This is a genomic window from Burkholderia cepacia (assembly GCF_001039005.1).
Lineage (GTDB): Bacteria > Pseudomonadota > Gammaproteobacteria > Burkholderiales > Burkholderiaceae > Burkholderia > Burkholderia theae.
The window spans coordinates 160,357-179,812 of record NZ_LDWR01000018.1 but is presented as its reverse complement, the minus strand read 5'-3'; the positions used below and the strand labels follow the sequence as shown (position 1 = coordinate 179,812).

The window sequence follows — 19,456 nt, the reverse complement described above, 5'->3', positions numbered from 1 at the left end:
ATGAGCCGCCACCAGAATACGGGGTCAATGGCCGGCCTGCGCCACTCACGCATACGGCCCTCATTTTTTGGACCCAGCTTCCATGACCAACCCTACCCTTGCCCCCTGCGCGCCGGCCGGCGCGGCCGCCGCGGCGACACCGCGCAGCCATCACGGCTGGGCGCTCGTGGTCCTGCTCGTCGGCGCCATTCTGCCGCCGCTCGACTACTTCATCGTGAATCTCGCGCTGCCGGCCATCCGCGACGGCATCGGCGCGCGCCCGGCCGAGCTCCAGCTCGTCGTATCGGCCTATGCGTGCGCGAACGCGGTCGTGCAGATCACGGGCGGCCGTCTCGGCGACCTGTACGGCCGCAAGCGCATGTTCATGCTCGGCATGGCCGGCTTCGTGCTCGCGTCGACGCTGTGCGGGCTCGCCGACAGCGGCACCGTCCTTGTCGGCGGCCGCGTGCTGCAAGGCCTGTTCGCCGCGATCCTCGCGCCGCAGGTGCTCGCGACGATCCGCAGCGTGTTCAGCCCGCAGGAACAGGTGCGCGTGATGGGCTTCTACGGGTTCGCGTTCGGCCTTGCGGCCGTGATCGGCCAGCTCGGCGGCGGCGCGCTGATCAGCCTGCATCCGTTCGGACTCGGCTGGCGCGCGATCTTCCTCGTCAATCTGCCGATCGGCGTCCTGGCGCTGATCGGCAGCTGGCGCTTCATCCCGGAAAACCGGCCGCCGGCCGGCCAGCGTATCGACGTGCCGGGCATGGTGCTGATGTCGCTGTTCCTGCTGATGCTCGTGTACCCGCTCACGCACGGCCGCGAAGCCGGCTGGCCGCTGTGGATGGTCGCGTGCCTCGTCGGCGCGTTGCCGATGCTCGGCGCGCTGCTGGCGGTCGAAGCGAGACGGCTCGCCGGCGGCCGCGATCCGCTGCTCGACGTGCGCCTGTTCCGCAACCCGGTCGTCGCGCTCGGGCTGATGCTTGCGTTCCTGTTCTACATGCTGAGCGCGTTCTTCCTGAGCTACGGGATCTATCTTCAGGGCTGCCTGAACTGGTCGCCGCTTGCGGCCGGGTTCGCGATCCTGCCGCTCGGCCTCGGCTTCCTCGCGAGCCCGCTGCTGATGCCGCGCCTCGTCGGCCGGTTCGGCGGGTATCGCGTGCTGACGCTCGGCTACGTGATGCTCGCGGCCGGCGTCGCGACCGCCGCGGTGCTCGCCCGCGAAAGCGCGCCCGGGCCCGGCTTTTACGCAGGCATCGCGGCGATCGGCATCGGGCAAGGGCTCGTGCTGCCGTCGGTCGTGCGGATCGTGCTCGCGGAAGTCGACGCGGCCCGCGCGGGCGTCGCGTCGGGGATGGTCAGCGCAATGCTGCAGATCGGCGCGGCCGTCGGCGCCGCGACGATCGGCGGTGTGTTCTTCGCGCGGCTCGGCGTGCATCCGGCCGCGGTCGACTACGTGCAGGGGTTCAGGACGTCGATGTTCGTGCTGACGGTCGTATTGGTTGCGTGCATCGCACTATCGATGGCGCTCGGGCCGCTACATCGGCGGCTGCATGCGGGTGCGTGAAACGCGGCGGAAATTGCGCTGCCGGCGAAGCCCCCGGCGCAGAAGCGGTGCATACGCGCCGCTTGCCGGCATCCGGCTCAGCGGTGATGCGGGTGTTTCGCGTGGCGCGCTTCCCACTCGGCCAGCTCGATCCGATAGCGCGCGAGCGCGTCGTCGTACAGATCGAAGACGCACGGCGAGCAGCCGCTGTTGCAGCAGTCTTCCAGTTCAGGCTGTTGAGGCGGGGTCGGACGCGGATCGTCCTCGGACGGATCGGTGGGGGCAGGCGTGGGCACGGCGAAAATCGAATGACGAAGAACGTCCAGTATAAGGGGATGCCGTCGGGCCTGCCCGCGGCATCGCCCGACCGGCGCTGCGTTACATCCCCGGTATCGTCACCTGGTCATGGCGAATCCGCACGTCGTGCATCGATGCGTCGCCACGCGTTCATCGATAATGGTGCGATTGTCGCCTAAGCGTGCGGCGCTGTCGGCGACGCGCTCGCATTGCGCGCCGGGTCGCCGCAATTCGTGCAACCGCGTTTTTCCCATCGACCGACAGGAGTTGCGTCATGGCTGAAGCAGTGAATCCGCCGGAAGTCTGGGCGCCGTTCGGCGCGTTCTCGATGGCCGTGATCCAGGGCGATGGCCGGATCGTGCACCTGAAGGGACAAGTGGCGCTCGATCGAAACGGCCAGGTGGTCGGCGCCGGCGACATGCGCATTCAGGTTCGGCAGACGCTCGACAACATCCGCGACGTGCTGGCCGCGATGGGCGGGCAGATGCGGGATGTGATCTCGCTCGTCCACTACGCGACCGACATCGAAGCCTTCATGCAGGCCGGCGACATCCGCAAGACGTACTTCGCCGAACCCTATCCGGTGACGACGACCGTTCAGGTCGAGCGTCTCTATCATCCGGAGCTGTTGATCGAGATCGCGGCCGTCGCCGAAATTCCGCTGGCGCGGTTTCGGCGGCCTGCACCGCACGCGTGAATCGGCGGTCGGCCACAACGGCACGCGGGCCGACCGGAGCGTTCCCGGCCGGCCGCCTGCACGAGACCCGCGTGCTTACTTCGCCGGCTCGGCCGGCTTCACGGCACCCGCGCCCGACTTGTCGGCGAGCGGCTGCCAGGCGGCGCCGAGCGAATACCAGTCGACGCGACGCGTGAGCGTCATGATCCCGGCGAGGATCGCGAACAGCAGCAGCGAACCAAGCATCAGCGCATTGTCCTCCGACAGCAGCAGCCCGTAGAGCGCCGCATACAGCGTCGCGAGCAGCGCCGCGAACGTCGCGCCGCGCTTCACGCTTTGCAGCACGAACGACAGGTAGAAGCCGAGCAGCCCGATGCACGCGGCGCTCGCCGCGAGATACGCATAACCGAACGCGATGTGCTCCGACAGGCTCAGCAGCAGCAGGAAGAACAGCGCGAGCGACAGGCCGACCAGCGTGTACTGGATCGGGTGAATGCGCAGCCGCTTCACAAGCTCGTACATGAAAAAGCTCGCGAACGTGAGCATCACGAACAGCGCGCCGTACTTCGTCGCGCGTTCAGCTTGCAGATAGACGTTCACGGGTTCGATCACCGACACCGACGCCATCTCGATCGCGCCTTGCCCGTCGCCGGTCGCGACCTGCTCGCGCGCTTTCGTGTTGAACGACGTCACGTGCCAGTTGCTGGTGAAACCGCGCGCGTCGATCGTGCGCTCGCCCGGCAGGAACGCGCCACCGAAGCTCGGATGCGGCCACGTCGACGTCAGCGAGAAATCGTTCTGGTCAGCCACCGGCGCGAACGCGACGGATTCCGCGCCCGCCAGCGGCAGGTCGATGCTGATCGGTACGACCGCCGCCGCGTTTGCCTCCGCCAGCGCCGCGAGATCGACATTCGCGTGCACACCCTGGCGCAGGCTGTCCAGCCGAGTGCCCTGCTCCACGTCGAAGCGCTTGCCGCCGATGCGCAGGTCGGGCTGGGATTTCAGCCCGCGGATATCGCCGATGCCGATCGCGACATACGTGCTGTCGACCGCGAAGCTCACGTGGCCGTCGGCCTGCGGCAGCTTCTTCAGGTCAGGCAGCGCCAGCGTGCCCGTCAGCCGGCTGTCCAGCCCGTACACGAGTGCCTTGTGGATGCCGCGATAGCGCGTCTCGACCTTGAGCGTGCCGTCGACCTTCAGCGTCTTCGGAAACACGAGCAGGCGTTTCGTCTCGCTTCTCAGGCTCGTCTTCGTCGCGCCGCCGGCCGGCGTCTCGTCGCGCACGCGCGTGACTTCGGTGTAGCGCACGACGAGCACCGGCCCCGTCACCGTCTGTGGCCCGGCGTAGCTGGCCCAGATGCTCTGCAGCGCACTCTCGCGATACGCGGCGCGTTCCTGCACGATGCTTTGGACCATGTGCAGCGGGATCAGGATCAATAGCGCGAGAAACGCGGTGATCACGGACTTGAACAACAGGACTCGATTCATTGCTGACGGGTACCGGAGTGGAAGATACGGTCAGCATGATCAGGCCCGGTGAAGGGCGCTTGAAGCCGGCGTGAAGCGAATGTGTGGCGAGCGTGAAGCGCGTTCAGCCCGCCGACGGCAGCGTCAGCGTCGCGCACGCGCCGCCTTCGTCGCGGTTCGCGAGCGCGACCTGGCCGCGGTGCAGCGTCGCGACTTCGCGGACGAAACACAGCCCGAGGCCCGTGCTGCGATCCTGCCCGTCGGGGCGCGGCAGCGAGTAGAAGCGTTCGAACACGCGCGACAGCGCGTAGTCGGGCACGCCGGGGCCGTCATCGGTCACGCGCACCACCGCGACGTGTGCCCTGCCCGCCGGCTGTCGTTCGAGCGCGATCCGGATCGTGCTGCCCTGCGGCGCGAAATCCAGCGCGTTGTCGAGCAGGTTGCCGAGCGCCTGGCGCAGCAGGAACGGATCGCCTTCGACGACCGACGGATCGGCCGTGCCGTTCGCGTCGATCCGCAGGCTCACGCCGCGCTGGCGTGCGCGCGGCTCGATATCGTCGACGAGTTGCTCGAGCGCCGGCAGCAGCGCCACCGGCTCGTGTACCGACAGGTGCTGCTTCTGCTCGACTTCGGCCAGCGCGAGCAGCTTGCGGATCATCTGTTCGAGACGGCCGGCCTGACGGCGGATATTCTCGGTGAAGCGCCGGCGGTTCGCGACCGGCATGTCTTCCTGCAGCAGTTCGGCCGCACCGCTGATCGCGGCCAAAGGGCTCTTCATCTCATGCGTGAGCGTATGGATGTAGGTTTCGACATACTGCCGGTCCTCCAGCCGCCGGTGCATGCTTTCCACCGCGCGCCCGAGTTCGGCCAGCTCGCTCGCGCCCTGCAGCGGCATCGCCGCGCGCTCGCCGGCCGCGATCGCGCGCGCATAGCGCTGCAGGCGCCGCAACCCGAGCACCAGCCACCACGTGCACGCGGCGCCGATCAGGATCGCGCCGCCCATCAGCAATGCGCCGTACAGCATGATCTTGCGCTGGCTCCGCGCGATGAACGGCGCGACGGTCTGGTTCGGCTTCGCGATCGTCAGCACGCCGATGATCTCGTTGCCGCGCCGGATCGGCGCAGCGACGTGCATCACGGTGCTGCTGTCGTCGTTCGGATCGGCACGCGTGCTGCGCGCGCCGTATTCGCCGCGCAGCGTCCGGTACACGTCGTTCCAGTGCGAATAGTCCTGCCCGACCGCGCCGCCGTCCGAGTCGTAACGCACGATACCGTGCGCGTCGGTGATGTAGATGCGGTAGCTGATCGTGTTCTTGTGCATGCCCCACACGTTCGCGCTGACCGGGTTTTCGTGCAGTTTCTCGAGCTGCCGCGCGAAGGCGCCGTCGGCGATATGCCCGTTCGCCATGTCGTCGGCGGCCAGCGTCGCCAGCACCTGCGCGGTGTCGACGAGCGTGTCCTCCATCGCCTCGCGCACGCCGGGCTTCACCTCCTGCACGAACACGCGCAGCGTGATCAGCGCGGCAAGACCGACGATCAGGAAAAAGCCGAAGAAGATGCGCAGGCCGATATGCATGGCGGTGCCGGTCGTTACGGTTGCAGCGAATAACCCATTCCGCGATGCGTGCGGATCGGGTCGCGCTCGGGATCGATCGCGCGCAGCTTCGCGCGCAACGTCTTGATGTGCGTGTCGACCGTGCGGTCAGCCGAATCGAGCGCCTCTTGCCACACGAGGTCCATCAGCTGTTCGCGCGAATAGATGCGCCCCGGGTGCCGGACGAGCAGCGCCAGCAGGCCGAATTCGTAGCGCGTGAGGTCCAGCGCGTGGCCGAGCCACGATACGCGCGCGCCGTCGATGTCGAGCACGAAACCCGGTGCGACGGGCGCACTTGCCACGGCCGGCGCAGGCATCGATTCCGGCGCGGCCGTCCGGTAGAAGCGGCGCAGGATCACGCGCACCCGTGCGGCCAGCTCGCGCGGCGAAAACGGCTTGACCACGTAATCGTCGGCACCGATTTCGAGCCCGACGATCCGGTCGATTTCGTCGTGCCGCGCGGTGAGGAAGATCACCGGCACATCGGTGAAGGTGCGCAGCCGCCGACACACTTCGAAGCCGCTGAGATCCGGCAAGCCGACGTCCAGCACGACCAGGTCGAAGCGCGTGTCGCGCAGATGATCGAGCGCCGCCTGCCCGAGCGTGCAGTGGACAGTCTGCATGCCGTCCGTGCCGAGGGCGTAGACGATCGTGTCCGCGATCGCGATTTCATCTTCGACGATCAGGATATTGGGCTGATTCATGGTGTCAGGCTGGGCTCGCGCGTTTCCGGTGCGACATTGTACGCACGGCCGGACCGCGCGCGAGCCGTTCGCGGGCGCGCTACGCCACGCGGCCGTTCACCGGAATCGACGCGCCGGTGATCGCCTGCGCGTCGGCCGACAGCAGGAATCCGATCGTCGCCGCGATCTGTTCCGGCCGCACCCAGCGCGTGAAATCCGCGTCGGGCATGTCCGCGCGGTTCGGCGGCGTATCGATGATGCTCGGCAGGATCGCGTTCACCGTCACGCCGCGGTCGAGCAGTTCGGCCGCCAGCGCCTCGGTAAGCCGCGCGACGCCGGCCTTCGCGGCCGCGTATGCGCCCATGCCCGCGCCGGCCTTGAACGCCGCGCCCGCGCCGATGTTGACGATGCGGCCGGCCGGGCTCGCGAACAGATGCGGCAGCGCGGCCTTCGATGCATTCAGCGCGGTCTTCACGTTCAATTCGTACATGCGGTCCCACGTGGCGGCGTCGCCGTCGGCGATCGTCTGCCACACGAAGGCGCCCGCGATGTTCAGCAGCGCGTCGACCCGGCCGAACTCGCGCTTTACGATGTCGAGCGCCCGCGCGGCGGCCTGCGGATCGACGAGATCGATGCCGCCGATGCGCAGCGCGTCGGCCGGCACGCCGGGCAGCACCTGCTCGGCCGACACCGCGCCGCGGCCGATCAGCGCGACGCGTGCGCCGCGCTCGCCCAGCCATGCGGCCGTCGCGACGCCCAGATGGCCGAATCCGCCGGTAATCGCGACTGCCTTGCCTTTCAGGTCATGTTCCATCGATGTTCTCTCCTGGATCGAGGGTGGTTTGATGATGCGTGAGGATATGTGATGTCGGCCTCGGCACGGGCACGTGTGGCCGGCGTGCCGACGTGCCGACGTGCCGACGTGCCGACGTGCCGACGTGCCGACAGCGTAGCGCCGTTCACGCGTCCGTGCGCACGGCGACGAGGCTGCGGCGACGCAGCTCCTCCGTCGTTTCGCCCTGATTGCCCGGACGCCAGCCCGGCGGCAGCATCACGAAACGGATCGCGGTCCACACGTCGCGGGCCGTCGCGACGTCGCGGGCCAGGCTCGCCCAGTGCTCGAGTTCGACGACGAACGGATTGCGCGAGCGGGTCGGCGTGACGAGGCCGTAGCGGCACGGCTCGTCGGCGCGCTCGGCGACATAGGTGCCGAACAGCCGGTCGAACACGATCAGCACGCCACCGTAGTTCGCATCGAGATAGTCGAGGTTCGACGCATGGTGCACGCGATGCGCGGACGGCGTGTTGAACACGTATTCGAGCCAGCCGAGCTTCGGCATCCACGTGTTGTGCAGCCAGAACTGGTACATCAGGTTGAACGACAGGATCGCGAGCACGGCTTCCGGACGCACGCCGAGCCAGACGAGCGGCGTGAAGAACATCGCGGCGCCGGCGATCTTGCCGGTCCAGCCGAGACGAAATGCGGACGACAGCGTCAACTGGTTCGGCGAATGGTGCACCGCATGGGTCGACCAGAAGAAGCGCACGCGGTGCGACGCGCGGTGATACCAGTAGTAGCAGAACTCCTGGCCGACGAACACGAGCAGCGCGAGCGCGACGCTGTGGAGCGGGATCGTGAAGAGCCGGTGCGCCCACGCAAAATCGAAGACCGGCGTCGCGAGCGACAGCGGCACCAGCGCGAGCAGCTTGCGGCCCGCGAGATCGGCCAGCGACAGCCAGACCTCGTTCCAGTCGAACGGTTCGGGCTGGCGGCTGCGGCGCCAGGTGAGCACGGCCGCCTCGACGAGCGAGACGGCGATGATGAAAAGTGTGACGAAGTAGGCGAGCTTGCCGGTGGTCGTGAGCATGATGGGTCGTTCCTGCGGTTGAAGTCGGACGCGTCATGTGCGGCACGTGCCGCCGTCGCGTCGAATGAAGCGCACTGTAGTAGGCGCGGAACGGAAAAACCACGCGGGAAATGTGTCGCCGTATGTCGCGGTGAAGCACGTTCGTGCGACGGACGGCGGTCGCGGGCGCTTGCGGACTGGCGGTTTGCCGGTTGATGGCCCGGCGTGAACATGTCGCGCGTGAAATATGTCGCCGTGTGTCGTGGCGGAGCCGGTCGACCGTGTGCGTGCCGGTTGTCGACGGATGCGGATGCGCGACATACGAACACTGCGGTTTCCGAGCGCCGGGACAATCGTCGAACGGTACGCGACTGCGACCGAATGTCGAGGTGACGCGTGCTCCGGTTCTACGTGCAGCACTATCCGCGTTCGATATACATGGCTCAACGCAGCGCATGCATGTTTCAGTCGGCAAATATGTCGCCGCATGTCACAGCGACACCGGTTCGGACTGCGCAGGACACGCGTCGATCGACACCGTTGCCTGCCTCCCTCACGCGACTGCATCGCCGTCGGCCTTGCGTGGTGCGGCACGCCGACGATCGGCGCGGCCGATGCACGCATTCTTCGTACCGAAAAGCAACGCGCCACATGTAACACCGCGACATCTTTTATGACGCGACTGGCGCGCGTCGCCGTCCTAAAGTTCGTCCCGTCGCCACGCCACTGCGTGCACCGCAACGAACCGCAAGGACACCCGATGAAAACCCGCTTCCTTCTCACCGCCGCCGCACTCGTCACGCTCGCCAGCGCGCCGGCCTTCGCCGGTTGGTCCGGCCACGGCACGGCCTACACGCCGCGCGGCACCTACAGCGGCGCGCACGCCGGCTCATGCGGCGGTGGCAGCTGCTCGCATGCGGGCGGCGTGATCGGCCCCGGCGGCGGCCTCGCGACCAATACCGGCACCGTCACGCGCACCGCACCCGGCCAGTTCTCGAACAGCGGCACGGCCGTCGGCCCGAACGGGCGTTCGGTCGAGCACAGCGGCGACACGAGCTGCGCGAGCGGCACCTGCTCGCATACGGGTTCGCTGACGGGCTCGGACGGCCGCAGCGCGACGACGTCGGGCAGCGTGACGCGCAACGGCCCGGGCCAGTACTCGTCGAGCGGCACGATCACGGGTTCCGGCGGCAACACGGCCAGCCACACTGCGTCGACGAATTGCGCAGGCTCGACCTGCTCGCGCTCGGGCACCGTGACGGGCACGGACGGCGGGAGCGTCACGCATTCCGGCAGCGCGACGCGCGTGGCGCCGGGCGTCGTGACGACGTCGGGCGGCTCGACGGTCGTGCACGGCGGCACGGTCTCGACCGGCGGCACGACGGTGATCCACGGCAGCACGGCGGCAGGTGGCACGGTTGTCGTGGCGGGGGGAACGGTGCCGGTGCCCGTTCCTGTGCCGGTGCCCGTCGCACCGCCCCCGCCGGCCGCGGTGGTCGTGACGGCACCGCCGACCACCGCCGCGGTCGCTGTCGCAGCGCCTGCTCCGACGCCGGTACCGGCCGCTGTCGTGGTCGAGGCACCGCCGCCCGCGCCGGCCGCCGTCGTCGTCACGCCGCCGCCGAAGGTCGTGCATGTTGCACCGCCAAAAGCCGTCGTGATCGCACCCGCCCCCGCACCGCGCATCGTGTACGTCGCACCGCCGCCGCCGAAGGTCCTGTACCTCGCGCCGCCGCTGCCGCGTTCCGTGTACGTCGCGCCGCGCGCCGTGTATGTCGCTCACCCGCCGCGCGCCGTCGTCTGGGTGCCCGCGCACTGGGCCGGCCGCATCTGGGTGCCCGCTCACTGGGCATGACCCGGCATCAATCCGTTTCGTTTTCCATCCGTTTCAGTTTCATCAACCACCCGGCCGGCGCAGACCGTCGGCCACGCAAGGAGAAACCCCATGAAGTCCATCAAGAAGATGATTGCCGTCGTCGTTTTGTGTATCGTCTCAGCAGCAGCGTCGGCCCAGCAGGTGCCGCCGGGCGCGGCGAACGGCGGTGCTCGCGTCGAACATGCGCTGATGCAGTTGCAGACCCGCTTCGCCAGCGCGAACACGACGCACGACGGCAAGCTCACCCGCGAGCAGGCCGCCGCGGGCATGCCGATGGTTGCGCAGCATTTCGACGAGATCGACGCGCAGCGCAACGGCTACGTCACGCTCGCGCAGATCGCCAGCTTCATGCGCCAGCGCATGGCGGCCCGCTGAACCCGGACGATCAGTCCGGCCGCGCGGCACGCACCGGGAGGCAGCCGATGGAACAGTCCTGCAGGATCGTCGTGCTCGATGACGAAGCCGAGCTGCGCAACATGCTGCAGCGCTTCCTGACCGGCCACGGCTTCCAGGTCCGCGCGGTCGCCGACGGCAAGCGGCTCGACCGCCTGCTGCAGCGCGAACCCTACGACCTGCTGGTGCTCGATCTGATGATGGAACCCGAGGACGGCCTGAGCGTGTGCCGGCGCCTGCGCGCGGAAGGCCACACGCTGCCGATCCTGATGCTCACCGCGAAAGGCGACGCGGCCGACAAGGTCGTCGGCCTCGAGACGGGCGCCGACGATTACCTGGCGAAGCCGTTCCTCCCCGACGAACTCGTTGCCCGCGTCCGCGCGCTGCTGCGGCGGCAGAAGATGGCGGCCGGCGAGCCGACGGTGACGTCGCAGCAGCTGCGCTTCGGCGCGTTCACGTTCGACGTCGGCCAGCAGACGCTGATGCGCGACGGCGTGCCCGTCGAGATCCATTCCGCGCAGATGCTGTTGCTGCACGCGCTCGGCTCGTCGCCGAACCGCGCGGTGAGCCGCGAGAACCTGCTCGCTCGTGCACGCGGCCGCGACCACGCGGCGCTCGACCGCAGCGTCGACGTGCAGATCCTGCGGCTGCGCCAGATCGTCGAGGAGGATCCCGGCAAGCCGCGCTTCATCAAGACGGTCTGGGGCATCGGCTACATGCTGGTGGCCGGCGTCGAGCCGTGATGCGATTCCCGCTGCCGCGCTCGCTGCTCGCGCGCAACATCGCGCTGCTGGTCGCGCTCGTCGCGTTGTCGCTCGTCTGTTCGCTCGTCGTGCTGCTGCACTACGTGCAACGCCCGCGCATCGAGCGCGCATCGATCATCTTCTCCGACTACGTGCAATTGCTCGACCGCACGCTCGCCGGCATGCCGGCCGACAGGGGCCGCACGATGGTCGCGCAGCTCGGCGGCCAGGCATCGCCGCCGCCCGCCGCGCCACCGCATGCGCCGAGCCTGGCGGCCTTCTTCCGTACCTGGCAGCGCGACGTGTTCATGCAGGCACTCGAACGCCACCTGCCGCCCGACCTCCCGGCGCGCTGGCAGTCGGGCGACGACGAACGCCTGTGGATCCGGCTGCATGCGGCCGGCTCGCCGGTCTGGGTGCCGCTGCCGATGGCCGCCGACGCGCAGGCGAGCGGCATCACGACGGCGCTCGTGCTGTCGGTCGGGCTGGCGCTACTCGCGGCGCTGACCGGCTACCTGATCCAGCTCCACCTGAACCGGCCACTCGACGCGCTGGCACGCGCGGCGCAGCGCGTCAGCGCGGGCGAGCGCCCGCCGCCGCTGCCCACCGACGGCCCGACCGAAATCGCCGACGTGAGCCGCGCGTTCAACCGGATGGCCGACGCGCTGCAACAGGCGGAAGCGACCCGCTCGCTGATGCTGGCCGGCGTGTCGCATGACATCCGCACGCCGCTCACCAAGCTGCGCCTTGCGCTCGCGATGGCGCTGCCGCGCGGCACGCACGACGCGCTCACCGCATCGGCCGAGCATTACCTGGACCAGATCGATACGATCCTGCAGCAATTCATGGACTACGCGGGCAGCGGAGAGCGCGAGACACCGCAACCCGGCGACCTGAATGCGCTGATCGGCCAGCTCGTCGCGGATTTCGCGGGGCTCGGTCACGAATTCGAATTCGACGAAGGCGACGTGCCCGCGTTCGCGTTCCGCCCGATCGGCCTGATGCGGCTGCTGATGAACCTGATGCAGAACGCCGTCGTGTACGGCCGTACCGGCCTCGGCGTGCGTACCTGGACCGAACGGGGCATCGCGTACGCGGTGGTCAGCGATCGCGGCAACGGCATCGGCGCCGCGGAACTCGAACGGCTCAAGGCGCCGTTCAGCCGCGGCGCGAACGCGCGCAGCCATGCGGGCGGCACCGGCCTCGGCCTCGCGATCGTCGAGCGGATCGCGCGCCTGCACGGCGGATCGCTGACGTTTCGCGACCGCGAGGGCGGCGGCCTGGAAGCCGTCGTCGCGCTGCCGCTCGATTCGTCCGGGCCGGCGCGGCCTTCGCTGTCGGCTTGAAGGTCTGGGGAGCCCGGGAGCCTGAGGGCTTGAGGGCCCGACTGATTCGCCGCTTCGCTGCTTGACCGCCTGACTGCTCGATGGCCGTGCGCGCCGGCCCGTGACATGCGCCGACATAATTCCTGCGTGGCGCGTCACGCCCGACCTCCGCATACTTGCGCCTGCGTGTTGCGCAACGGCATGAACCCTCTCCCCGCCAGCGTCCACGCCCCGCTTCCGATCGTTCGCGTTCCTGAATGCCGCGACAGTATCGGCAACTTCATCCAGGCCACGGAGATCGACATGTTCCCTTCCCTTCACGCACTGACCGCCCACGCCAAACGTCTGACCAGTGCCGCGCTGATCGCCGGCGCGCTCGCGATGACCGGCTGCGCATCGACCGCGACCACGGCGACCACCGCCGCGCCGGCGGCCCGCACGCTGCCGCAGGTTCATGCGGATGTCGTCTATGTGTCCCCGTTCGATGTGGACACGACCGACGTCAAGGTCGACGGCGGGATGATCAGCAAGCTCGCGACGCTCGCGAAGGGCTCGTCCGCCGACGTGCAGCGCCAGCAGAGCGCGCTGAAGACCCGCGAGCAGCTCGCCGACGCGCTCGTGCGCGAACTCCGGTCGCAAGGCATTCCCGCGCTGCGCGGTCCGGTGCCCGACGGCCGCGACGCGCTGGTGGTCGAAGGCCGGTTCGAAACGATCGACGCCGGCAACCGCCGCCGCCGCATCCTGATCGGGCTCGGCGCGGGCAAAAGCGAAGTGGGTGCGTCGGTCACCGTGTCGTTCCGGCCGGCCCACGGCGCACCGCAGCCGCTCGACACGTTCTCCGTCAGCGCGAACAGCGGCCACCTGCCGGGCATGGTCGAAACCGCCGGGGTCGGCGCGGCGGCCGGCCGCCTCGCGACGTCGGCGGCGGTCGGCGCCGGCCTGCACGGCGCGTCGGAAGCCAAACACGACACGGTGGCGTCCGATACGGACCGCCTTGCGCGCTCGATCGCGAAGCAACTCGCCACGCAGAACACAGCGAACGCGTGGCTGCCGACGGTGTCGGCGAGCTGACGTGCCGCGGCGCCGCATGCGCGGCCCGGCCAGCGCGCATGCGGGCGGCCGGGCATAATGCGCGAGGCGGGCCCGCCGCGGCGCGCGCCACGGCCATGCAGGGCTACCCGACGGCCCGCGCCGTTCCCGTCTCGAATCCTGAACTTCAACCCGTCAATCCCATGCAAGTACTCGTCGTAGGAACCGGCAAGCTGGCCAACGAGCTGCTCGGCTCGCACCGGCTCGATCCGGCAACCTGTCGCGTGATGCCGTGGTCGGACCGCGCGCGAAACGATGCGCGGCATAACGACGCCCAACGTAACGACGCGCGACGTAGTGACGCCCGATCGATCGTCGTGCATGCCGGTTCCGGCCGCGAACTCGCCGACGCGATCGCGTTCTGCCAGGCGACCGCGTCGCCGCTCGTCGAACTGTCCACCGGCTCCGACCTCGAAGCCGGATCGCACGATTTCCCGATCGTGCTCTGTCCGAACACGAACATCCTGATGCTCAAGTTCATGAGCATGCTGGAAACCAGCGGCCACCTGTTTCGCGACTGCGAGATCAGCCTGTCGGAGTCGCATCAGGCAGGCAAGACGTCCGTTCCCGGCACGGCAGTCGGCATCGGCCATTCGCTCGGCGTGCGGCCGGAGGACATCCGCTCCGTGCGCGACCCGGACGTACAGCGCAGCGAATTCGCGATCCCCGACGATCAGCTCGGCCGCCATGCGGTTCACCGGATCCGCATCGACGACGGCGCGTGCAGCCTGCAGTTCGAATCGCGCGTGTACGGCGCGACGCCCTACGCGGATGGCGTGTCACGCATCATCGAAGCCGTCGGGCAGCACGATCTCGAGCCCCGCCGCTATTCGATCGTCGAATTCATCCAGAACGGCTGGCTGTAGTCGCGACGATGCGCTGCGCGGCCGAAGATGGCGCCGCAGCAAGCAGCTTGCCGGCCGTGGCCGCGTCGCGGCCGGCGCTCTCGCAGTTCTCGCAGTTCTCGCAGTTCTCGCAGTTCTCGCAGTTCTCGCAGTTCTCGCAGTTCTCGCCACTCTCGCCTGTTCGCCGTTACCCGTCTCCCAGCACCGCCCCGCTCTCCGGCAACGTCGCGCCGCCGTCGACGACGATCGTCTGCCCGGTGATGTACGCGGCGTCCGCCGATGCGAGAAACAGCATCGCGTTCGCGATGTCCTCCGGCTCGCCCATCCGCGCAAGCGGAATGTCGCGCGCGATCTGCGCCGCGACCGACGCGTCGCCCAGATTGCCGGCCGCCGGCGTGCGGATCATCCCCGGCTCGACGCCGTTGACCGTCACGTTGCGGCGCGCGAGCTCCAGCGCCGCCGCGCGAATGAAGCCGTTCACGCCAGCCTTCGACGCCGCGTAATGCGCGAGCCCCGGATAGACGACGCGCGGCCCCGTCACCGACGACGTGACGAGCAGCCGCCCGGCCCCCGCACGCTCGAATGCCGGCAACGCGGCCTGCGCGAGCCAAAACAGCGCCGACAGGTTGACCGACAGCGTCCGTTCGAGCGTCGGCTCGTCGATTTGCGCAAATGGCGTCAGCGGAAAATACGCGGCATTGTGGACAACCACATCGAGCCGGCCGCCATCGCGCTCGACCGCCGCGACCAGCGCGCCCAGTTCGTCGCGGCTGGCGGCGTCCACCCGATAGGCACGTGCCTCGCCGCCCGCGCTGGCGAGCGCGTCGGCCTGCGCGGCGGCCGCCTCGCCGTTCAGGTCGGCGAGCGCGACGAATGCGTCGGATTCCGCGAAACGGCGCGCGATCGCCGCGCCGATCCCCTGCGCGGCGCCCGTGACGAGCACGACTCGCCCGCTGAAATCCGCACGCAAGCGGCCGCTGCCCAGCACGGCATTCATCGCTGCGCCTCGCCGCCGAGCGGATGCACGGTTTCGTTCAGTACCTGTGCGTGAGCGCCGATCTGGAAGTTCGACAGCGTACCGAAATCGCCGCCCTGGTAACCGAAGATCTTGCCGTCGGTCTTGCGCTGCGCGAGATCGATCAGCACGACGCCGAGCGTCGGCACCACCTTTTCGCGCCACACGAACAGATACAGCTCGTCGGCGATCCTGAAGTAATGGCAGCGGTCGACATCGGCCAGCCCGCCTTCGACGCCCTGCAGGCACTGCCACGCGTAGAAGTTCTCGTTCAGGTAGATGTGCTCGTAGCATTCGGTCGGGCTGTAGCGGTACATCGTGCGCTTGCCGATCAGCTCGCGCGTCGGCCCGTGCAAAGGCCCCGGCTGCGCGTGGCCGCCGAGCGTGCCGTGCCGGAATTGCGCGTCGACACCCGTGAGCGGCAGCCCGCGCGCGACGCGCGTGAACGCGTCGATGTGCGTGTCGGCTTCGGTCGGCAACACGCCGACGACCGACGTCCACACGCCGTTGTCGAAATCGATCACGAGACTGACCGACGTCGCGCGGGCGGACGAATCGATGTAGTCGACGAAGTACAACCCGTCGCGCAGCCGCGTCACACGGCACGGCTCGCGGCCGCCCGTATCGGTCGCCGCATCGCGCCACTGCAGCGCGCCCGGCTCGAACGTATAGACGCGCCACGCGCCCGACGCGTCGCCGAGCGCCACCGTGCGCCCGGCGAGCGCGTCGACGGGGGCGAGAATGTTCGCTTCCGGTGCGAAGCCGTCCGCAAGCGCGCCAACCTGAATGAATACCGGATCCTGTCGTTCCACCTGCCGTCTCCCGCGCAGCTTCAGGCCCGGCGGGCCGTGTACGCTGCTCATGTGCACATGGTGCGGGCTACGCGCGCCGCGCGGTATCGGCCAAAAGGATGAAGGGCGCGCCGCGCCGGAACGCGCTAAAGTGCACGTCATCCGCGCCGCAACCGGCGCGAGGAGCGCACATGCACCGTGTCACCCACTACCGACGGACCGGCGAAGGCATCGAGGCGATCAGCCTCGAATCCGACCGCGCGTTTCCGCGCCACGCGCACGACGAATTCGGGGTCGGCGTGATCGTGAGCGGCGCGCACCGGTCGTGGAGCGGCCGCGGGCAGGTCGACGCGCTGGCCGGCGACGCGATCATGGTCAACCCGGGCGAGATGCACGACGGTTCGCCGATCGATGCCGGCACGGGCCGGCGCTGGCGGATGCTGTACCTCGCGCCCGCGCTGGTCGCGGGTGTCGCGGCGGAAGAAGACCTCGGCGGCGTCGAGCTTGCGCATCCGGCGGTGCGCGACACGCGGCTTGCCGCCGCCGTCGGCAGGCTGCATGCGCGCATCGTCGCAGGGGAAACCCAGCCGCTCGCCCGCGACGAAGCGCTCGTGATGCTGGTCGCCGGGTTGCTCGCCCGTCACGCGAACCGCACGCTGCCGGCGGCCGGCGTCGCGCCGGCGATCCGCGTCGCCCGGGAGCGGCTCGACGCGGCACCGGCCGCCTCCGTTTCGCTCGCCGAGCTGGCCGGCCTGAGCGGCGTGAGCCGCTTCCAGTTGCTGCGCGGGTTTGCGCGCGAGCTCGGCATCACGCCGCATGCCTACCTGATCCAGTCGCGCACGCGGCTGGCGCGCGCGCTGCTCGCCAGCGGCCTGCCGATCGCGGATGCCGCGGCCGAAGCCGGTTTTGCCGATCAGAGCCACCTGACGCGTGCATTCGCACGCCAGTTCGGGATCACGCCGGGGCGCTTCACGCAGGCCGTTTGACGCTGCTGTTATCCCGGCGCGAGGCCGCCGGGTACACCGTGTGCGAAGTCGGTTGCCGCATCGACCGCTGCCCCCCAATGCCGCCGGTGCGGGCACGCAGCGCACCGCATTCGACACGCCCGCACGTCCACGCGCCCGCTGCAATTTCGTTCAAGACGCGCACTACCGCCATACGCGACGATGCGGCGCATGAAGACACGACTGATTGGCTATCTCTATCTCGCCGCCGCGATGGCGGGCGTCGGCAGTACCGTCATCGCGAGCCGTCTCGCGGCCGGCGGCCTGCCGCCGTTCGCGGCCACGGCGCTGCGCTTCCTGATCGCGACCCCGCTGCTGTTCGCGCTGATGCGCGCGCAACGCATGCGCTGGCCGCGCATTTCCGCGCGCGACGCCTTGCTGCTCGTCATCCAGGCCGCAGCGGGCGGCGTCGGTTATACGGTGCTGCTGATCAGCGGCACGAAGCTGTCGTCGCCGCTCGACGCAGGCGTGATGCTCGGCACCCTGCCGGCGATGTCGACGCTGATCGCGGCGGTTGTGCTGCGCGAGCGGCAGACCCCACGCGACTGGCTGGCCGCCGCGCTCGCCACGGCCGGCGTCGTGTTCGTCACGTTCGCACCCGGCCAGGCGATGCCGTCGCTCCAGACGCTTGCCGGCGATGCACTGGTGCTGGCCGCCGTCGCATGCGAAGCGGTCTTCATCCTGCTCAACCGGCGGCTTGCCGCGCCGTTGCCGCCGCTCGCGCTGTCCACCGCGATGTCGGGCCTCGGCTTCGTGCTCGCGCTCGTGCCGGCCGCGTTCGAATGGCGCGCAGTGGCAAGCGGCTGGACCGTCGGCGCCGTATCGGCGATCGCCTACTACGCGCTGGTGCCGACCGTGCTCGGCTACCTGTGCTGGTATGCGGGCTCGGCGCGCACGAGCGGCACCGAGGCCGCGCTGTTCACCGCCGTCGCGCCGGTCTCGGCCGTGCTGTTCGCGGTCGCGCTGTTCGGCGAGACGCTGAGCGGCACGCGTGTCGCCGGCATCGGGCTCGTCGTCGCGGGCATGCTCGTTGGCGCGACACGGCGGCGCGAACCGCCCGGTCAGGCACGCGAATTGAAGCCGGTACAGCCGGCCGGCCCCGCGCCCTCCGCGCAAACCTCCGCCGACTGATCCGCGTTCATCGCGCGATGGCGGAAACGACGGTCGCGCCCTCCCGTCACACGGCCTGTCGGCTCCCCGGGTTCCCGCGATGCCGGCAGCAGCTGTAGGAATGTGTCCGCACACCGCAAAACCGTTGCGTGTCACCCCGCAAGATGCAATATTCGCGTGGCCGGGACCTTTGACAACCATCGAACAACAAGCTGCCACGCAATGAACAGGAAGGAAGCCAAAACAAGAATCGCGGTGCTGCTGTCCGCGGGAACGAGGAAGGCCGACACGCTGGCCGAACTGTCCGGACAGGGTCTCAAGGATCGCGTGCTCGCCGGCCTGATCGCGTCGCGCCCCGATCCCGAACGCTGCCGCAAGAACAAGGTGCACACCTGGATCCTGGTCGCGCTCGGCATCGCCCAGCTGGCGATCAGCCTCATGCTCGCATATTACTTCTCCGCAGCCGCCGGCGACGCCGGCGTATCGGGCGGCTTCGTCGCGCTGTTCCTCCTGCTGACCGTGCCGCTGTCGTTGCTGTTCATCTGGGGTTTCGCCACCCATCGCGTCGGCGCGTATCACGCATTCATCCTGCTGTCGCTGCTGCAGTTGCCGAAGACCATCGCCGGTCTCGGACGCGATCCGTCGACCGCGCTGCCGGGCCTCGTGGTCACGCTCGTACTGGTGGGCTACGTCTGGTTCGTCCGCAACCGGATGTTCCCCGACTACGGCTGGTTCACGCCGCGCAAGGTCGAAGGCCGCTACGCATTCGTGGAACACGCCTGACGCCGCCGGCGTTAACGCAGCCCGAAAAAAAGCGCCGGGCCGCCCCGCAATCGCGGGACGGCCCGGCGCCTTCTGCATTCGGGAACCAGTCGGCTTACTTGGCCTTTTCGGCCGTATCGCTGATCGCCTGGCCACCCTTCGAAATATCCTGGCCCATGCCGGCGACCGTATTGCAACCGGCGAGCGCGGCGGTCACCACCAGCAGCATTGCAGCAATCGTACGCGTCATTCTCATCCTCCTTCGAATCAACAAGCCCGACCGGGCGAATCGTCTGCGGCATGGCGCCCTGCAAGATGCGGGGCACGGGGCCTGACCTGATTATACGGAGACGGACGCCGCGCGCCAGTACGAACCTGCCGCGTGTCAAGCGAGCCGCACCGCCCGTTCGCGCAGAT

At 69.0% G+C, this 19,456-nt stretch carries 20 protein-coding genes; 11 read left to right on the top strand and 9 right to left on the bottom strand.

Annotated elements, in window-relative coordinates; all coding sequences use genetic code 11:
• Positions 1–82 precede the first annotated feature (82 nt).
• Complete coding sequence (locus VL15_RS11810; protein ID WP_048245663.1) at positions 83–1,543, top strand: MFS transporter; 1,461 nt, start codon at positions 83–85, stop codon at positions 1,541–1,543.
• Positions 1,544–1,620: 77 nt separating this feature from the next.
• On the opposite strand, the gene VL15_RS11805 is transcribed toward VL15_RS11810, so the two are convergent.
• Positions 1,621–1,818, bottom strand: coding sequence for an oxidoreductase-like domain-containing protein (locus VL15_RS11805; RefSeq protein ID WP_129515344.1), 198 nt, complete (start codon positions 1,816–1,818; stop codon positions 1,621–1,623).
• 275 nt (positions 1,819–2,093) lie between these two features.
• Between VL15_RS11805 and VL15_RS11800 the strand changes: the two genes are divergently transcribed.
• Complete coding sequence (locus tag VL15_RS11800) at positions 2,094–2,516, top strand: RidA family protein (RefSeq protein WP_048245661.1); 423 nt, start codon at positions 2,094–2,096, stop codon at positions 2,514–2,516.
• 75 nt (positions 2,517–2,591) lie between these two features.
• Here VL15_RS11800 and creD read toward each other — a convergent pair whose 3' ends face one another.
• From creD to VL15_RS11775, 5 genes are all read right to left on the bottom strand, one after another.
• Positions 2,592–3,983: a cell envelope integrity protein CreD gene (gene creD, locus VL15_RS11795; protein WP_048245660.1), complete on the bottom strand. Its 1,392-nt coding sequence runs from the start codon at positions 3,981–3,983 to the stop codon at positions 2,592–2,594.
• 103 nt (positions 3,984–4,086) lie between these two features.
• The gene (creC, locus tag VL15_RS11790) at positions 4,087–5,538 is read right to left on the bottom strand and encodes a two-component system sensor histidine kinase CreC (RefSeq protein WP_048245659.1); all 1,452 of its coding nucleotides are present in this window, start codon (positions 5,536–5,538) and stop codon (positions 4,087–4,089) included.
• Positions 5,539–5,552: 14 nt separating this feature from the next.
• On the bottom strand, positions 5,553–6,260 hold the full coding sequence (gene creB / locus VL15_RS11785) for a two-component system response regulator CreB (RefSeq protein ID WP_048245658.1): 708 nt from the start codon (positions 6,258–6,260) through the stop codon (positions 5,553–5,555).
• 79 nt (positions 6,261–6,339) lie between these two features.
• Positions 6,340–7,053 (bottom strand): SDR family NAD(P)-dependent oxidoreductase, encoded by a 714-nt coding sequence (locus tag VL15_RS11780; RefSeq protein ID WP_048245657.1) that lies wholly within the window; start codon positions 7,051–7,053, stop codon positions 6,340–6,342.
• A 145-nt stretch (positions 7,054–7,198) separates the two neighbouring features.
• Complete coding sequence (locus VL15_RS11775) at positions 7,199–8,107, bottom strand: sterol desaturase family protein (RefSeq protein WP_048245656.1); 909 nt, start codon at positions 8,105–8,107, stop codon at positions 7,199–7,201.
• Positions 8,108–8,846: 739 nt separating this feature from the next.
• Here VL15_RS11775 and VL15_RS11770 point away from each other — a divergent pair.
• From VL15_RS11770 to VL15_RS11745, 6 genes are all read left to right on the top strand, one after another.
• Positions 8,847–9,941: a hypothetical protein gene (locus VL15_RS11770; protein ID WP_048245654.1), complete on the top strand. Its 1,095-nt coding sequence runs from the start codon at positions 8,847–8,849 to the stop codon at positions 9,939–9,941.
• A 90-nt stretch (positions 9,942–10,031) separates the two neighbouring features.
• Positions 10,032–10,337, top strand: coding sequence for a hypothetical protein (locus tag VL15_RS11765; RefSeq protein WP_080970799.1), 306 nt, complete (start codon positions 10,032–10,034; stop codon positions 10,335–10,337).
• A 47-nt stretch (positions 10,338–10,384) separates the two neighbouring features.
• Entirely contained in the window at positions 10,385–11,098 is a 714-nt protein-coding gene (locus VL15_RS11760; RefSeq protein WP_048245653.1) for a response regulator, read from the top strand.
• Positions 11,098–12,444, top strand: coding sequence for an ATP-binding protein (locus tag VL15_RS11755; RefSeq protein ID WP_048245652.1), 1,347 nt, complete (start codon positions 11,098–11,100; stop codon positions 12,442–12,444). The genes VL15_RS11760 and VL15_RS11755 overlap by 1 nt, the downstream gene beginning before the upstream one ends.
• Positions 12,445–12,726: 282 nt before the next feature.
• The gene (locus VL15_RS11750) at positions 12,727–13,494 is read left to right on the top strand and encodes a DUF4410 domain-containing protein (RefSeq protein ID WP_048245651.1); all 768 of its coding nucleotides are present in this window, start codon (positions 12,727–12,729) and stop codon (positions 13,492–13,494) included.
• Between the two features lie 161 nt (positions 13,495–13,655).
• Entirely contained in the window at positions 13,656–14,378 is a 723-nt protein-coding gene (locus VL15_RS11745; protein WP_048245650.1) for a hypothetical protein, read from the top strand.
• A gap of 166 nt (positions 14,379–14,544) precedes the next feature.
• Here VL15_RS11745 and VL15_RS11740 read toward each other — a convergent pair whose 3' ends face one another.
• Entirely contained in the window at positions 14,545–15,354 is an 810-nt protein-coding gene (locus VL15_RS11740) for an SDR family oxidoreductase (RefSeq protein ID WP_048245648.1), read from the bottom strand.
• The gene (locus VL15_RS11735; RefSeq protein ID WP_048245704.1) at positions 15,351–16,184 is read right to left on the bottom strand and encodes a molybdenum cofactor biosynthesis F family protein; all 834 of its coding nucleotides are present in this window, start codon (positions 16,182–16,184) and stop codon (positions 15,351–15,353) included. The genes VL15_RS11740 and VL15_RS11735 overlap by 4 nt, the downstream gene beginning before the upstream one ends.
• 170 nt (positions 16,185–16,354) lie before the next feature.
• Here VL15_RS11735 and VL15_RS11730 point away from each other — a divergent pair, with 170 nt between their 5' ends.
• The 3 genes from VL15_RS11730 to VL15_RS11720 all read left to right on the top strand — a co-directional run bounded on the left by VL15_RS11730 (position 16,355) and on the right by VL15_RS11720 (position 19,060).
• Positions 16,355–17,149 (top strand): AraC family transcriptional regulator, encoded by a 795-nt coding sequence (locus VL15_RS11730; protein WP_048245647.1) that lies wholly within the window; start codon positions 16,355–16,357, stop codon positions 17,147–17,149.
• A 189-nt stretch (positions 17,150–17,338) separates the two neighbouring features.
• Positions 17,339–18,298: a DMT family transporter gene (locus VL15_RS11725; RefSeq protein ID WP_048245646.1), complete on the top strand. Its 960-nt coding sequence runs from the start codon at positions 17,339–17,341 to the stop codon at positions 18,296–18,298.
• A gap of 201 nt (positions 18,299–18,499) precedes the next feature.
• Entirely contained in the window at positions 18,500–19,060 is a 561-nt protein-coding gene (locus tag VL15_RS11720; protein ID WP_048245644.1) for a hypothetical protein, read from the top strand.
• 94 nt (positions 19,061–19,154) lie between these two features.
• Here VL15_RS11720 and VL15_RS11715 read toward each other — a convergent pair whose 3' ends face one another.
• Positions 19,155–19,289 carry an entericidin A/B family lipoprotein gene (locus VL15_RS11715; protein WP_009688930.1) on the bottom strand — a complete coding sequence of 45 codons (135 nt, stop codon included), beginning with the start codon at positions 19,287–19,289 and terminating at the stop codon, positions 19,155–19,157.
• Between the last annotated feature and the right edge of the window lie 167 nt (positions 19,290–19,456).